Here is a 15,432-nt window from a genome sequence, read left to right on the forward strand (position 1 = left end):
GCCCCTGCTCGACGCCGCGGGCACCCCCGCACGGCGCATGGCGATGCTGGTGCGGGCGCACCTGCGGCACCCCTACCGGCCGCGGACCGGTGTCCCCGGTCCGGGGTGGACTCAGTCGGGTCGGGGCAGCTCCAGGGCCTGCCGGAGCACCGCGACCCGCTCCGCGGCCTCCCGCTTCGAGATCGTGGCGTCCTCGATGAGCGACGAGCCGTGGAAGGTGCCCGGGAACAGGTGCAGCTCCACCGGGACGCCGGCCGTCTGCAGGGCCAGCGCGTAGGCGATGCCCTCGTCGCGCAGCGGGTCGAAGGCCATCACCGAGACGTAGGCGGGCGGCAGGCCGCTCAGGTCGGTGGCCCGGGCCGGTGCCGCGTACGGCGGGACCGAGTCCGTGCCGCGGACGCCCTCGCCGAGGTAGGAATCCCAGCTCACGACCGCGTTCGGCCGGTTCCAGATCGGGGTGTCGGTGAAGGCGCGCATGCTCGGTGTCTCCAGCCGGTCGTCGACCTCGGGGACGCCGAGGTACTGGAAGGCGATCGCCGGGCCGCTGCGGTCCCGGGCCAGCATCGCGAGGGCGGCGCACAGGCCGCCGCCCGCGCTGATCCCGTGGATCGCGATCCGGTCGGGGTCGACGCCGAACTCCTCGGCGTGCTCGGCGAACCAGACGAGCCCCGCGTAGCAGTCCTCGAGGCCGGCCGGGAAGGGGTGCTCCGGCGCGAGCCGGTAGTCCACGGTGACCAGCACGGCGCCGACGTCCCGGGCGATCGCGATGTTGCCGGCATGGCTGCCGTCGAGGTCGCCCATGATGAAGCCGCCGCCGTGCACGTCGAGGATGCCGGCCGGGCCCGCGGGCTCGTCGGGCCGGTAGATCCGCAGCGGCACGTCGGGCGCGCCCTCGGGTCCCGGGACCAGGACCTCGGTCACCGTCACGCCCGTCTCGTCCGGTGCGGGGAGCTGGGCGCGGAGACCGGCCAGGACGGCCCGTGCGGCCGGCAGGTCGCCGACGTCGAGGACCGGCAGCACCGGGATGGCGGCGGCGAGCTCGGGGTCGAAGTCGTACTCGACGGTCGTCACGGATCGGACCTCCCACGGCATCGGAGTCGGTCACCCGATCATCGCCCGTGATGCGGGCGCCTGCAGCCGCCGGAAGCCTGAACGATCGCTCTCGTGCGGGTACCGCGCCGGGAGCCGGTACGCCCGCGGCGGCCGCCTCGCACACCGCTGGGTGGCCCACGCAGGTGCTGCGGCAGGTGTGCGGTGCGGCGAACCCCCGGTGCGGGCATCGGCCGAGCCGGCGCTCAGGCCCGGAGGCGCAGGCCCTTCGGGGTGACGCGGAAGCCGGCCTCGGTGAGCACCTCGGCCAGCTCGGAGCCCAGGGCCCCGCCCCCGTCGGCTCGCTCCACCGCGAGCGTGCCGAGCCAGCCCTCGTGGACCGCGCCGGCCAGGGCGTGTGCGGCCGCCGACAGCTCGTCGTACTCCGTGGTGAAGGACAGCAGGGACCTGCCGCCGCGCTCGACATACAGCGCCGGCGCCCCCTCCACCAGCACGACCAGCGCCCCCGCCTTCCGCCCGGGGCGGTGCTTCGAGTCGCCGACGGTCGCCGGCCACGACAGTGCCGCGCCGTACGGCTGGGCCGGGTCGGCCGCCGCCAGCACCACCCGCGACAGGCCGGAGCCGCCGCCCGCATGGTGGGGTGCGCGGCCCGCACCGGCGAAGTGCCGCCCGTCGAGGTGAGGACTGTCGAGGTGCGAGCCGGGGCCGTCGAGGTGGGAGCCGCCGCCCTCCTCCGGGAAGCCTTCCGAGCCGTTCGCGGAGAAGTCCTCGAATCCGCGCGGCCGCCCGTCCCCACCGGGCGGGGGGCGGCCCGCCACGGTGCCCGCCGCCGATCCGCTCGCCGCGGGGCTCCCGTCCGGGCTGGACAAGGCGCGGATCCGGTCGATCGCCCCGGGGACGGCGAACTGCGCCGCTCCCAGACCCTCGACGACGTACCCGCGCCGCACCCGCCCGGAGTCCTCCATCGCCCGCAGCACCTTGTAGACCGCGGCGAACCCGCCGGTGACCCGCTCGGTGCCCAGCGCGCCCCGGGTCAGCACGCCGTGCCGTTCCAGGAACGCCTCGGCCCGCGCGTGCGCCCGGCGCGTGGGGTCCGGCTCGCGGTCCACCGCGAGCGCCCACCGGCCGCCGACCGAGGGCGGCCCCGTGCGGCTCGGCATCTGCGGGCGGCCGGCGCGCAGCTGGGCGTACCGCCCGCGGGAGGCGGTGCGCCGGGTCCGGTGTGCGGGCCCGCCGCGGCCGCCGGAGCCCCGGCCACCCCCGCCCAGCCGGGCCCGCAGGGGGCCGAGAGTGTCGTTGGTGAGCAGCCCGGCCCAGACGAGGTCCCAGATCGCGGTGACGGCGGCGTCGTCGGTCGGGGCCTCCTCGCCCTGCGCCACGAGCGTGCGGCCGGCCTGGTCGGCGAGCTGGCGGAAGAACAGGGCGCCGCCGCCCACCGCGGGCTCGCCGAGCTCGGGCAGGCCGAGCGCGGCGAGCAGCGCCCGGTGCAGCGGCGTGCCCGCGACCTCGAGCTCGGGCTCGGGGAGCAGCAGGTCCGCGACGTCGGCCGGGGCCACGGCCAGCCAGCCGTCGCTGCCGGCCAGCGGCCCGCACCCGGTCCAGGTGACCTCGCCGGCGGCGGTGAGCTCGTCGAGCAGGGCGGGGGTGTAGCCGGGCAGCCGCGCGGGAAGGATCAGCGATTCCAGCGCACTGGCCGGCAGCGGTGCCCCGGCCAGCTGCTCGACCACGCCGAGCACGTCCTCGGGGCCGGGAGCGCGTCGCATGCGGCCGCGCCGCTCGCCGCCGGCGTGCGTGCGGACGCCCTGCCACGCGGGCAGGAATCGGCCGAGGGCACGCTGCTCCACGGGTTCGACCTCGGCCCGCAGCCGCGCCAGCGAGGCGCGGCGCAGCCGGCGCAGGACCTCGGCGTCGCAGTACTCGACCGAGCCCTCTCCGCCGCCGGCGGCCTGCGGGCGCAGCTCGCCGCGGACCAGCCGCCCGACGCCGGTCAGCCGGTCGAGCACGCCGGCCAGGACCGCGACGCCCAGCCCGAAGCGCGTCGCGCACTCCGCAGCCGTGAACGGACCGTGCGTCCGCGCGTAGCGCAGCACCAGGTCGCCCAGCGGGTCCGGCACGGGCTCGGTGAACGTCTCCGGCACGCCGACGGGCAGCGGGGCGCCCAGCGCGTCCCGGATGCGGCCCGCGTCCTCGATCGCGACGAACCGCTCCTCGCCGGCGATCCGCACCCGGATCGCCCGGCGTTGCGCCTCGAGCTCGGCCAACCACGCGGGCTCCACACCGCGGGCCCGCCCGTCCGCCTCGGACAGGTCGCCGACGAAGCGCAGCAGGTCGGCCGCGCCCTCGGCGTCGCGCGCGTGCCGATCGGGCGCCGTGCGCTGCAGCGATGCCTCGACCTCGGCCAGGACCTCGGGATCGAGGAGCTCGCGGATCGCCTCGGAACCCAGCAGCTCGGCGAGCAGCGTGGAGTCCAACGAGAGGGCCGCGGCGCGGCGCTCGGCCAGCGGTGCGTCCATCTCGTACAGGAACATGCCGATGTAGCCGAACAGCAGGCTGCGCGCGAAGGGCGAGGGCTGCGGGGTGGCCACCTCGACCACCTTGACCTTGCGCGACTCCACGTCGGACATCAGCTCGCGCAGGCCGGGCAGGTCGTAGACGTCCTGCACGCACTCGCGCATCGCCTCGAGCGTGATCGGGAACTGCTCGAACCTGCCCGCCACGGCCAGCAGCTGCGCCGAGCGCTGCCGCTGCTGCCACAGCGGGCTGCGCCGCTTCGGGTCGCGGCGGGGGAGCAGCAGCGCCCGGGCCGCGCACTCGCGGAACCGCGAGGCGAACAGCGACGAGTTGCCCAGCTCTGCCACCACGATCTGCTCGACCTCACCGGGTTCGAGCAGCACGTCCTCGGCGGTGGGCACGACCTCGCCGCCGCTGTCGTCGAGCGCGTCGGGCAGGCGCAGGACGATCCCGTCGTCCGCGCCGGCCGCGTGCACCTCGACCCCGCGCTTCTCCCGCATCCGCGCCGCGATGGCGAGCGCCCACGGCCCGTTGACCTGGGAGCCGAAGGGGGAGTGGACCACGAGCCGCCAGTCGCCCAGCTCGTCCCGGAACCGCTCGACCAGGATCGTGCGGTCGCTCGGCACGTGCCGCGTGGCCTCGCGCTGCTCGTGCAGGTAGGAGAGCAGGTTGTCGGTGGCCCACTCGTCCAGCCCGGCCGCGGCCGCCCGGGCCCGGGCCTCCTCGTCCGCCAGCCCGGCCATCTCCCGGACGAACCCACCCACCGCCCGGCCCAGCTCCAGCGGCCGCCCGATCGACTCGCCCTTCCAGAACGGCATGCGCGCCGGCTCGCCGGGCGCGGGCGTGACGATCACGCGGTCGTGCGTGATGTCCTCGACCCGCCAGCTCGACGTGCCGAGCAGGAACGTGTCGCCCACCCGGGACTCGTAGACCATCTCCTCGTCGAGCTCGCCGACGCGCGACCCCGCGCCGTCGGCCCCACCCGGCGTCATGACGGTGAACAGGCCCCGGTCGGGGATCGTGCCGCCGGAGGTGACCGCGAGGCGTTGCGCCCCGGGCCGGCCCCGCAGCTCGTCAGTGACCCGGTCCCACGTGATCCGGGCGCGCAGCTCGCCGAACTCCTCCGAGGGGTAGCGCCCCGCCAGCATGTCGAGGACCGAGTGCAGCGCCGAGTCCGGCAGGGCGGCGAAGGGCGCGGCCCGGCGGACGACGGCGGCCAGCTCCCCGACCGTCCAGGGGTCCATCGCGACCATGGCGACGACCTGCTGGGCCAGCACGTCGAGCGGGTTGCGGGGGTAGCGCATGGACTCGATCGCCCCGCCGGTCATCCGCTCGGCGACGACCGCGCACGAGACGAGGTCCCCGCGGAACTTCGGGAACACCACGCCCTGCGACACGGCGCCGACCTGGTGCCCGGCGCGGCCGACGCGCTGCAGCCCGGACGCCACGCTCGGCGGCGCCTCCACCTGCACGACGAGGTCCACCGCGCCCATGTCGATGCCCAGCTCGAGGCTCGAGGTCGCCACCACGCACGGCAGCCGGCCGCTCTTGAGCTCCTCCTCCACGAGCGTGCGTTGCTCGCGGGACATCGAGCCGTGGTGCGCCTTGGCCACCACGGGGGGCGCGCCGCCGCCCACCCCGGACTCGCCGATCGCCTCGGCGGGGAAGCGGTCCAGCTCGACGGCCTCCCCGGCCTCCTCGACGGCCAGCTCGTTGAGCTTGGCGGTGAGCCGCTCGGCCAGCCGCCGCGAGTTGGCGAACACGATGGTCGAGCGGTGCCCGCGCACGAGATCGAGCAGCCGCTTCTCCACCGCGGGCCAGATCGAGGGCCGCTGGGCGCCGCCGGCCGCGGACCCGATGACCTCCTCGTCCGCGCTGCCCGGGGCCGGCCGCTCGTCGAGCGCGGCGAGATCCGGCACGGGGACCTCGACCCGGACCTCGATCGTCTTCGGGGTCCTCGGCTGGACCACCTCGACCGGCCGCGCGCCGGACAGGAAGGTCGACACCTCGTCGAGCGGGCGGACGGTGGCGGACAGGCCGATCCGCTGGGCGGGCCTCTCCAGCAGCTCGTCGAGCCGCTCCAGGGACAAAGCCAGGTGCGCACCGCGCTTGGTCGCCGCGACCGCGTGCACCTCGTCGAGGATCACGGTCTCCACCCCGCGCAGCGACTCCCGCGCGGCGGAGGTGAGCAGCAGGAAGAACGACTCCGGGGTGGTGACCAGCACGTCCGGCGGGGTGCGGGCGAACCTGCGCCGCTCGTCCGCCGGGGTGTCCCCGGTGCGCATGCCGACCGTGATGTCCGGGACGGGGTCCCCGCGCCGCTGCGCCTCCTGGCGCATCCCGGTGAGCGGGGCGCGCAGGTTGCGCTGCACGTCGACCGCCAGGGCCTTCAGCGGGGACACGTACAGCACCCGGCACCGGCGGGTGCGCTCCTCGGGCACCGGCTCCGACGCCAGCCGGTCCAGCGCCCAGAGGAACGCGGCGAGCGTCTTACCCGACCCGGTCGGTGCCACGACCAGCGCGTTGCGCCCCGCCTGGGCTGCGCTCCACGCGCCCTCCTGGGCGGCCGTGGGCGCGGCGAAGGCGCCCCCGAACCAGTCCCGGGTGGCGGGGGAGAAACCCTCCAGCGAGCTCACGGTTCCCATCATGCGCCCGGGCACCGACAGTTTCGCACCGAGCAGGTCCCCGCCGGCCGAGCACGAGCCAGACCCCGACGGCGCACAGCGCGATGCCGGGGACGGCCGGCAGTACCGGGACATCGCCGAACATCAGGAAGGTCCAGAGCATGGTCGTGGGCGGGGTGAGGTACAGCAGCGCGGACACCCGCGTCGGCCCGCTGCGGCGCAGGACCACCAGGTAGGTGCCGTAGCCGCCGAAGGACGACAGCACCACCACCCAGGCCACCGCGCCCCAGAAGCCCGGCTCGGCGGGCGGGTGGAGGTTCCCGGCCAGGGCGGCGACGGCCGTGAACAGGACCGCGCCCGTGGTGGACTGCAGCGCCATGGCCGTGAGCGGGCTCTCCGGTGGCCGCATCCGGCGCTCCAGCGCCGTCCCCGCCGACAGCGCCAGCATCCCGCCCACCGGCAGCAGGAAGGCCCAGGCCGGGGCGGTGCCCGGGCCGAGGTCGCCCGCCACCACCAGCGCGACCCCGGCCAGCCCGGCCGCCAGCCCGACCCGTTGCCGGGCGGTCGTACGCTCGCCGAGGAGCCGGCCGGCCGCCGTCGCGACGACCAACGGCTGCAACGCCGCCACCAGCGCCGCGGTCCCCGCCGGGACCCCGAGCCCCACCCCCGTCACCACGCCGCCGAGGTAGAGCACCTGGGAGAGGGTGCCGAGCAGGACTTGGCGGGCAGGCGCCCCGCGCGGGACCGGGCTGCGGCGCACCGCGAGGACCAGCCACAGGACGGCGGCGGCCACCAGGTAGCGCCACGCGAGCAACGTGTCCGCCCCGGTGTAGCCGGTTCCCAGTTCGGCCCCGACGAACCCCGAGCTCCAGAACAGCACGAACGCCGCGCCCGCGACCGCGTCTCGTCTCACGGTTCTGAAGTAACCACACCGGTCGGTATACTCGCAGTGTATGAGCACCCCTGCGGGCGAGAAGCTGATCGCGGCGGCCTCCGCGCTGTTCTATCGGCACGGGATCCGGGCCGTGGGCGTCGACCTCATCGCCGAGACCGCCGGCACCACGAAGAAGACGCTCTACGACCGTTTCGGCTCGAAGGACGCCCTGGTCGCGCTCTACCTCGAGCGCCGCACCGGCGTGTGGCAGGAGTTCCTGCACGAGCACATGCGCGGGCGGCCGGTGGAGGACGTGTTCGACGTCCTGGCCCTCTGGCTGCGCGAGCAGGACCGCGGCTGCGCCTTCGTCAACGCCTACGCGGAGATCGGCGGGACCGGGCACCCGGCCGAGCCCGTGATCCGGGCGGAGAAGGAGTGGATGCGGGCCTACCTGGTCGAGCGCGCGCGGGCAGAGGGGCACCCGGAGGCGGTCGGGGCCGCGCTGCACCTGCTCTACGAGGGGGCGACGGTGCTCGCGACAGCCGGCGGCGACCCCGACGCACCCGCCCGGGCGAGGGCCTCAGCGCTTGCGGTTCTGTACCCACCAGCGGATCAGGAGGGTGAGCGAGGCCAGGAGCATCAGCACGACCACAGCCTGGCCGAGCGGTGACGACAGGCCGGTGGGATCGGACATACCGGTCAGGGTAGCCACGCCGGCCGCGCGCCGCCGTAGTCCGCGGGCGAGGGCCAGTGCAGCGGCGCGCCGTCGACGGTGCCCGGGGGCGAGGCGAGCGTGAACGGGCCGAGCTCCTCCAGGTGGGGGGCGGGATCGACCTCCGCGGCGCCCGGTTCGGTGCGGGGCAGGGCCTGCAGGAACGCCGCCGTGCCCGCCAGGGCGAGGCGGACGTGGTGGGTCCCGCCGGACCGGCGCTGGGCGGCGAGCGCCAGCAGCGCCCCGGCCGCGCCGAGGTAGCCGGTCGCGTGGTCGAGGACCTGGGCGGGCAGGGCGCCCGGAGCGGTGGCGGACCCCTCGGTGACCCCGATCCCGCACGCGGACTGCACGAGGCTGTCGAACCCCCGTCGCCCTGCCCACGGACCCGTGTGCCCCCACGCCGACAACGTGACGACGACGAGCCCGGGATGTCGCGCGGCCAGCTCCTCCGGGGCCAGCCCGAAGCGGTCCAGCGATCCCGGCCGGTACCCCGTCACGACGACGTCGGCGCCGGCGAGCAGGTCCTCCGCCGGCAGCTCGGCGATCGCCGACCGCTTGCCGGGCAGCGTGTCCCAGGCCTGCGCGGGCAGCTCCGGGCGGTGCGGCGGGTCGAGTCGCAGCACGTCGGCGCCGTGCGCGGCGAGGACGCGGGTGGCGACCGGACCCGCGATCACGCGCGTCAGATCGAGCACCCGGGCCCGGCGGGCCGGTCGCGGCCGGGCCTCGCCCAGCACACGCCGTTCCACCAGGGGTAGCGCGCGGGCGGCGCGCCCGGCGTCGGTGGCCGCCCACTCCTCCTCGGTCCGGGTGGCCGCGGCGACCCCGCCGGCCTCGTGCAGCGCGGTCTCCAGCTCGACCTTGCGCCACCCGGCGATCGCGGCCCGCACCTCCTCGGGGCCGGCCTCCGGGGCGAGGTCCAGGACCCGCCGGGCCGCGGCCGCGTGCCAGGGGTAGTTCGCGTGGAGGCGCAGCACGCCATCGGCCGTCGGGTGGAAGGCGGACAGGGGGTCGAACGGGTTGCCCGGGCTCGCCCCGTCCCGCCGCAGGTACCGTTCGCTGCGCAACGCGACGGCGGCCTGCCGGGTGTCGATCCCGACGGGCCGGCCCGCGTCGGCCGTGGCCGCGAGCAGGGCCGCCCCGATCGTCGCCGTGCCGAACTCGGTCACGGGGAACCGGCTGCTCAGCGTGGGTACGGGGCCGGTCGTCGTGAGCCGCCGGAGCTCTGCGGGGTCGCCGCCGAGCGCGGCCCATACCTGCTGGATCACGACGTCATCCTGCCCGTGTCCCGATCAGCCGCGCGACACCGTCGAGGATCCGGTCCAGCCCGAACCGGAACTGGGCGTCGCGGTCCTCGGCCGGGTCCGGGCCCTCCGCGAACGCGCCCTCCGCGAACGCCTCGAGCAGGGCGGGGAACCGCGCGGGGTCGAGGAACCGGGTGAAGAGCGTCTCGTAGGCCGACTCGGGGGTGTCCGCCGTCTCGGCCTCGTGGAAGGTCAGGTCGCCGAAGGTGTGCGCGTTGAGCATCAGGATGACGTAGAGCTTCTCCGGTTCGGCGAGCGGCGTGGGGCGCAGCGCCCGCAACCCGTACTCCAGCCAGCTCAGCTGGTTCGGCGTGGCCGGCGGCCCCAACATCGGCACGGTCTGCAGGATCCACGGATGGGCGCGCATGTGGCGCACCGTCGCCCAGGCCCAGCGCTCCACACACTCCCGCCAGCCGGCGCCGGGGGCGGGGTCGAGCTCCGCGTGCGGCGGCCCGACGGCGACGTCCTGCATGTGCAGGAGCAACTCCTCCTTGCCGCCCACGTGCCGATAGAGCGACATCGGCGTGAAACCCGCCTTCGCGACGCGGCTCATTGACACGGCGTCGAGACCCTCGGCGTCGGCGATCTCGATCGCCGCGGCCACGATCCGGGCGAGCGAGAGCCCCTCCCGCCCGCGGTGCCGGGCCCGGCCTTCCAGACCGCCTCACCGGCCAGCACGCCACGGTCGACGAGGTGCTCGGCGGGCGCGAGAACCTCGTGACGATGGCCGGCTGCGGCACCTCACGAAGGCGGCCGCGCGTGAGCGCGCGCGGACCCTGCTGGAGCGGTTCGACCTGGTGGAGGCGGCCGACCGGCGCGTCTCGACCTACTCCGGCGGCATGGCGCGGCGGCTGGACATCGCCCTCGGCCTGGTCGACGTGCTGCCGGTGCTGATCCTGCTGGTGTTCGTCTCCGTGTTCGGCGGCGCGATGTCCACCGGCGCGAGCGGCGCGGACTCCCTGACCTACGTGGTGCCGGGCGTGATCGTGCTCTGCGCGGCGCACGGCTCGGCGCAGACGGCCGTCGGGGTCAACCAGGACATGACGACGGGAGTGGTCGACCGCGTCCGCTCGCTGCCGGTGCTCGGATCCGCCGTGCTGGTGGGGCACGTCCTCGCGAGCGTGGCCCGCAACCTCGTGTCGACGGCGGTGGTCGTCGGTGTGGCGCTGCTGCTCGGCTTCCGGCCGGCCGCGTCGCCCCTCGACTGGCTGGTCGTGGCGGGGCTGCTGGCGCTGCTGATGGCCGGGGTGTCGGCGCTGTCCGCGGCGTTCGGCCTGCTGGTCGCGAGCCCCGACGCTGCCGGGGCGCTGTCCTTCGTGCTGTTGTTCCTGCCGTACGTCTCGAGCGGGTTCGTGCCGCCGGAGGCCATGCCCGCGGTGCTGCGCGGGTTCGCCGGGCACCAGCCGGTCACGCCGTTGATCGACGCGGTCCGGGGGCTGCTGGACGCGCCGGTGGGGACGTCCCCGCTGCTGGCGGTGGCCTGGTGGGGCGGGCCGGGCCTGCTCGGGGTGCTGGCGTGCGGTGCGCTGTTCCGCCGTCGCGCGGGCGCGTGATTCCCGCGGCGCGGGCGCGTGGTGCGCCGTCGCGTGACTACCCTCGGCCGGGTGCGACTGAGCCAGTTCCGGACCCTGATGCACGATGAGTTCGGCGAGATGCGGGCGGGCTCGCTGGCGCGCGACCACGTGTTCGCCGAGCTCGGCGGACGCAGTGCGGAGCAGGCCATCGAGGCGGGCATCGACCCCAAGCGGGTGTGGCAGGTCATCTGCGAGGCCTACGACGTGCCGGAGGACCGCAGGCTGGGCCGGGACGACTGACCGACGACGCGCCCCGCCCGACCGGCTCGGGCGGGGGCGCGCCGCTCGGCGCCGCACGATAGCCGATCGGCGTGTCGGTCTCGGCATCGAACACGTGTTCGTATACCGTGGCTTCCACACCCGGCCCCGGTTGTCCACAGCGGGGGCGCGAGTACCGGAACTGTCGGGGGGACCCAATACGGTTTCTCCGTGGCTCCCCGGAAGTCGTCGAACACAGCGAACACAGCGAACACAGGCCCGTCCCGCACCGAGCGAGGTAGTCAGATGAGCACTCCCGACCGCGAGAAGGCGCTCCAGCTCGCCCTCGCCCAGATCGAGAAGAACCACGGCAAGGGTTCGGTGATGCGCCTGGGGGACGACACGCGTCCGCCGATCGGCGTGATCCCCACCGGATCGATCGCGCTCGACGTGGCGCTCGGCGTGGGCGGGCTGCCCCGGGGCCGGGTCGTGGAGATCTACGGCCCGGAGTCCAGCGGCAAGACCACGGTCGCGCTGCACGCCGTGGCGAACGCGCAGGCCGCGGGCGGCACGGCCGCGTTCATCGACGCGGAGCACGCGCTGGACCCGGAGTACGCCAAGGCACTCGGCGTGAACACGGACGAGCTGCTGGTCTCGCAGCCGGACACCGGTGAGCAGGCGCTGGAGATCGCGGACATGCTGATCCGCTCCGGCGCGCTGGACGTCATCGTCATCGACTCGGTGGCCGCGCTCGTGCCCCGCGCCGAGATCGAGGGCGAGATGGGCGACAGCCACGTCGGTCTGCAGGCCCGCCTCATGAGCCAGGCGCTCCGCAAGATCACCGGTGCGCTCAGCGCCTCCGGCACCACCGCGATCTTCATCAACCAGCTGCGCGAGAAGATCGGCGTGATGTTCGGGTCCCCCGAGACCACGACGGGCGGTAAGGCGCTCAAGTTCTACGCCTCCGTCCGGTTGGACATCCGGCGCATCGAGACCCTGAAGGACGGCACCGACATGGTCGGCAGCCGCACCCGGGTCAAGGTCGTGAAGAACAAGGTGGCCCCGCCGTTCAAGCAGGCCGAGTTCGACGTGCTCTACGGCGTCGGTATCAGCCGTGAGGGCTCGCTGATCGACGTCGGCGTCGAGCAGGGGATCATCCGCAAGTCCGGCGCCTGGTACACGTACGAGGGCGACCAGATGGGGCAGGGCAAGGAGAACGCCCGCAAGTTCCTCAAGGAGAACCCCGACATCGCCGCGGAGATCGAGAAGCGGATCAAGGAGAAGCTCGGGATCGGTGCGGTGCTCGATGCCGACGCCGAGCAGGTCGAGCCGCTGCCCGCGCCCGTCGACTTCTGATCGTGGCGATCTCCGGCTCCGGCGAGGCGGGGGGCGGGTCACCGCTGCCTGCACCGCGGCCGGCCCGTCGCCGGATGTCGCCCGACGAGCTCGAGCCGGCTCCGCGGGAAGCAGCCTCGGTCGTCTCGTTCGACGACCTCGACCCGGCGGAGTCCCGGTCCCCGGCGGCCGGGGACCGACTGATGTCCGCGGACCTCGTGGCCGGGCACGTCGATGCCGAGCCCGATGCCTCAGGCTCGGATGTCTCAGGCTCGGATTCCTCAGGGGCGGATGTCTCAGGGGCGGATGTCTCAGGGGCGGATGTCTCAGGGGCGGATGTCTCAGGGGCGGGCGAGGCCGGGCCGCACGACCGAGGGCCACACGACTCCGGGCCGGTCGACCCTGCCCGGACCGCCGGCGCCGGCCGAGCCGCGGAGGCGCGTGCAGGCGCCGCCGGCCCCGACCCCCATCGGGAACGGCGGATCGGGCTCGTCGACCTCGACACCCTCGAAACCGGTCCGTCCGTGGCGCCCGAGGCCGCGGAGCTGGGGGAGCTCGACGCGCCGGCGGATCAGGCCACGGTCCTCTCCCTCGCGGACCTCCGGATCCGCCGGGCCCGGCGCGCGGGCGGCACCGGCCGCGCCGAGGGAAGTCACGAGTCCGAGCCGTCGACCGATCGCGAGCCTCGATGGCGCAGGGACGGGACGCGTGGTGTCCGGCAGTCGGGGAGCGGCACGACCGCCGACAGCGGCCGCACCCAGGACGATCCCGACGCGGGCCGGGGACGCCGCCGCGGGGCCGAGGGCGAGCCGGCCGAGGACACGCGGTCCCCGGCGGAGCAGGAGGCCGCGGCCAAGGAGATCTGCCTGCGGCTGCTCACCGACCGCGCCCGCTCGAAGCACGAGCTCGCCACGAAGCTGCGCCAGAAGGGCGTCGTCGACGAGATCGCGGAGAAGGTCCTCGAGCGGTTCGACGAGGTCGGCCTGATCGACGACCAGGCCTTCGCCGACGCATGGGTACGTTCCCGGCACCGCGCCCGGGGCCTCGGTCGCCGGGCGATCGCGCAGGAACTCCGGCGGAAGGGTATCGACAAGGAGGTCGCCGACACCGCGCTGACCGAGGTCGACGACGCCGCCGAGGAGCAGCGGGCCCGCGAGCTCGTCGACCGCCGCCTCCGCACCCTCACCGTGACCGGCCCCGAGGACCGCCAGAAGGCCGGCCGCCGGCTGCTCGGCATGCTCGCGCGCAAGGGCTACCCACCGCCGATCGCGTACCGGGTCGTCCGCACCGCCCTCGCCGAGCACGGCGCCGACGAGGACGAACTCGGTCCCGCCCACCTCGACTGACGGCCCTCCGAGGCTCCGCACAGGGGTTCGAGCGCTCGTACACGAGCCTGGGTGCATGGGGTCACCGATGCTCTGCGCGAACCGGCGCCGGGATGCCGACGCCCTGTCCTCGTCCGGGAGCGGGGCGGCTCTACTCCTTCGCCCGGTGCAGTACCTGGACGTCGGCCGAGAGACCGCCGGTGGCGGCGACCGAGCCGATGTAGGCGAGCAGGGTGTCGATGAAGGCCTGGGCGGCGTGGGTGGGCGCGATGTCCGTGCGGCGGGCGAGGGCGACCGTGCGGTAGAGCGGTGGGGTCAGCACCGTCCGCCGCAACCGGGGACGCCCGGCGAACACCAGGTCGGGCACCACGGCGACGCCGGTACCGGCCTCGACGAGTCGCAGGACGGCGTCCATCTCCCCGCCCTCCACCGCGAACTTGGGCGTCACGCCGGCGGCGCGGTAGGCGTCGAGCGTGACCTCGCGCAGGTCGTAGCCCTGCCGCACCATCACCAACGAGCGCCGGGACAGCTCGGCGACCGTCATCGATCCGCGGGAGGAGGGAGGCCGGCCGGACCTCGGCGAGGCCACGGAGAGCCGCTCGCGCAGGAGGGGCAGCGTGTGCAGGGCGGGATCGACGCCGGAGGGCGGCACGATGACCAGCGCCACGTCGAGGGCGCCGCGGGCGAGGTCGCGTACGAGCGACTGCGAACCGTTCTCGGCCAGCTCGAGGTGGATCTCGGGGTACCGCTCGTGGAAGAGCCGCAGCACGTCGGCGAGCAGGCCGATGCACATCGACGGCGTCGCGCCGACCCGCACCCGGCCCGTCCGCAGGCCGACGAGCTCGGCGACGGAGGTGCGGGCGAGGTCCATGTCGGCGAGCATCCGGCGGGCGAGCGGAAGCAGCGCCTCGCCCGCGGGGGTGAGCGTGACGATCTTCCCGCGGTTCACCAGAGGGGCGCCCAGATCGTCCTCCAGGGCCTTGAGCTGCCGCGAGAGTGTGGGCTGTGCGACACCTACCGTATCGGCCGCCCGCGTGAAGCTGCGCACGTCCGCGACCGCCACGAAGTACGCAAGCTGCTGAAGTGTCACGTGTATAGCGTACGTGCATGGATCATGCCGACTCCATGCATTGGACGGTCCGACTCCTGAGTAGTGCACTGACCGCGTGGCGACACAGGTGTCTAATCGGGGCTCGGCAGCCAAGAAGGCCAGCGGAGGAGCCCCCGCAACTCCGGCGCCCGGAGTACCCGCGCGAGCCGAGCGGCCGCGGATCCCGGCCGTCCTGCTCAAATTCGTGATCGCGGTCAGCTCCGTGTTCCTGGTGCTGTACCTCGTCGTGCACATGATCGGGAACCTCCAGATCTTCTGGGGTCAGACCTCGATCAACGAGTACGCGATCTGGCTTCGCACGCTCCTGCAGCCGGTACTCGGCTGGGAGGGCTTCGTCTGGGTGGTCCGCATCGTGCTGATGCTGGCCGTGATCGGCCACATCTGGGCCGCGACCCTCCTGGCGCTGCGGGCCCGCAAGGCGCGTCCGGTGAAGTACGCGACCGGCAACAAGGTGAAGGGCAACTACACCACCCGCACCATGCGCTGGGGCGGCGTGATCGTGCTGCTGTTCATCGTCTACCACATCCTGGACCTGACCGTCGGCACACTGAACCCGAACGGTGAGCACCTCGCCGTCTACGAGAACGTGACCGCGGACTTCGCCCCGAGCCGGTGGTACGTGACGATCTGGTACCTGGCCGCGCTGGTCGCGATCTTCCTCCACCTGCGCCACGGGCTGTGGAGCGCCGTGCAGACCTTCGGCTGGAACAGCAACCGTCGCGAGCCGATCCTGAAGGCGATCGCCACGGGCTTCTCCGCCGTGCTGGTCCTGGGCTTCATGATCGTCCCGATCTCCGTCACCTTCGGATGGATCTGA

At 74.6% G+C, this 15,432-nt stretch carries 11 protein-coding genes and 1 pseudogene; 6 read left to right on the forward strand and 6 right to left on the reverse strand.

Translation table 11 applies throughout. The features are described 5' to 3' along the window. Positions 1–111: 111 nt before the first annotated feature. From ACL02T_RS19115 to ACL02T_RS19125, 3 genes and pseudogenes are all read right to left on the reverse strand, one after another. Positions 112–1,071, reverse strand: a complete 960-nt coding sequence (locus ACL02T_RS19115) for an alpha/beta hydrolase (protein ID WP_412832078.1) — start codon at positions 1,069–1,071, stop codon at positions 112–114. Between the two features lie 224 nt (positions 1,072–1,295). Continuing rightward, a complete protein-coding gene (locus tag ACL02T_RS19120) occupies positions 1,296–6,209 on the reverse strand; it encodes an ATP-dependent helicase (protein ID WP_503129096.1) in 4,914 nt (1,637 codons plus the stop codon). A gap of 106 nt (positions 6,210–6,315) precedes the next feature. Beyond that, a pseudogene (locus tag ACL02T_RS19125) lies at positions 6,316–7,146 on the reverse strand (DMT family transporter); the annotation flags it as partial. Between ACL02T_RS19125 and ACL02T_RS19130 the strand changes: the two are divergent. Beyond that, on the forward strand, positions 7,139–7,729 hold the full coding sequence (locus tag ACL02T_RS19130; protein ID WP_412832079.1) for a TetR/AcrR family transcriptional regulator: 591 nt from the start codon (positions 7,139–7,141) through the stop codon (positions 7,727–7,729). The pseudogene ACL02T_RS19125 and the gene ACL02T_RS19130 overlap by 8 nt on opposite strands. A gap of 29 nt (positions 7,730–7,758) precedes the next feature. Here the strand turns inward: ACL02T_RS19130 and ACL02T_RS19135 are convergent, their stop codons facing one another. Continuing rightward, a complete protein-coding gene (locus ACL02T_RS19135; RefSeq protein ID WP_412832080.1) occupies positions 7,759–9,036 on the reverse strand; it encodes a CoA transferase in 1,278 nt (425 codons plus the stop codon). A gap of 4 nt (positions 9,037–9,040) precedes the next feature. After that, positions 9,041–9,676 carry a TetR/AcrR family transcriptional regulator gene (locus ACL02T_RS19140; protein ID WP_412832081.1) on the reverse strand — a complete coding sequence of 212 codons (636 nt, stop codon included), beginning with the start codon at positions 9,674–9,676 and terminating at the stop codon, positions 9,041–9,043. 193 nt (positions 9,677–9,869) lie between these two features. On the opposite strand from ACL02T_RS19140, the gene ACL02T_RS19145 reads away from it, so the two are divergent. From ACL02T_RS19145 to recX, 4 genes are all read left to right on the forward strand, one after another. Then, positions 9,870–10,625: an ABC transporter permease gene (locus ACL02T_RS19145; RefSeq protein WP_412832082.1), complete on the forward strand. Its 756-nt coding sequence runs from the start codon at positions 9,870–9,872 to the stop codon at positions 10,623–10,625. Between the two features lie 51 nt (positions 10,626–10,676). Next, positions 10,677–10,886, forward strand: a complete 210-nt coding sequence (locus ACL02T_RS19150) for a DUF3046 domain-containing protein (protein ID WP_412832083.1) — start codon at positions 10,677–10,679, stop codon at positions 10,884–10,886. A gap of 264 nt (positions 10,887–11,150) precedes the next feature. Continuing rightward, positions 11,151–12,200 (forward strand): recombinase RecA, encoded by a 1,050-nt coding sequence (gene recA / locus ACL02T_RS19155; protein WP_345383571.1) that lies wholly within the window; start codon positions 11,151–11,153, stop codon positions 12,198–12,200. A gap of 503 nt (positions 12,201–12,703) precedes the next feature. Next, complete coding sequence (gene recX, locus ACL02T_RS19160) at positions 12,704–13,525, forward strand: recombination regulator RecX (protein ID WP_412832084.1); 822 nt, start codon at positions 12,704–12,706, stop codon at positions 13,523–13,525. A gap of 130 nt (positions 13,526–13,655) precedes the next feature. Here the strand turns inward: recX and ACL02T_RS19165 are convergent, their stop codons facing one another. Beyond that, positions 13,656–14,594 (reverse strand): LysR family transcriptional regulator, encoded by a 939-nt coding sequence (locus ACL02T_RS19165; protein WP_412832085.1) that lies wholly within the window; start codon positions 14,592–14,594, stop codon positions 13,656–13,658. Between the two features lie 205 nt (positions 14,595–14,799). Here ACL02T_RS19165 and ACL02T_RS19170 point away from each other — a divergent pair, with 205 nt between their 5' ends. Then, positions 14,800–15,432 carry a succinate dehydrogenase cytochrome b subunit gene (locus ACL02T_RS19170; protein WP_412832086.1) on the forward strand — a complete coding sequence of 211 codons (633 nt, stop codon included), beginning with the start codon at positions 14,800–14,802 and terminating at the stop codon, positions 15,430–15,432.

It is taken from the genome of Pseudonocardia oceanicola (genome assembly GCF_047200735.1).
Lineage (GTDB): Bacteria > Actinomycetota > Actinomycetes > Mycobacteriales > Pseudonocardiaceae > Pseudonocardia.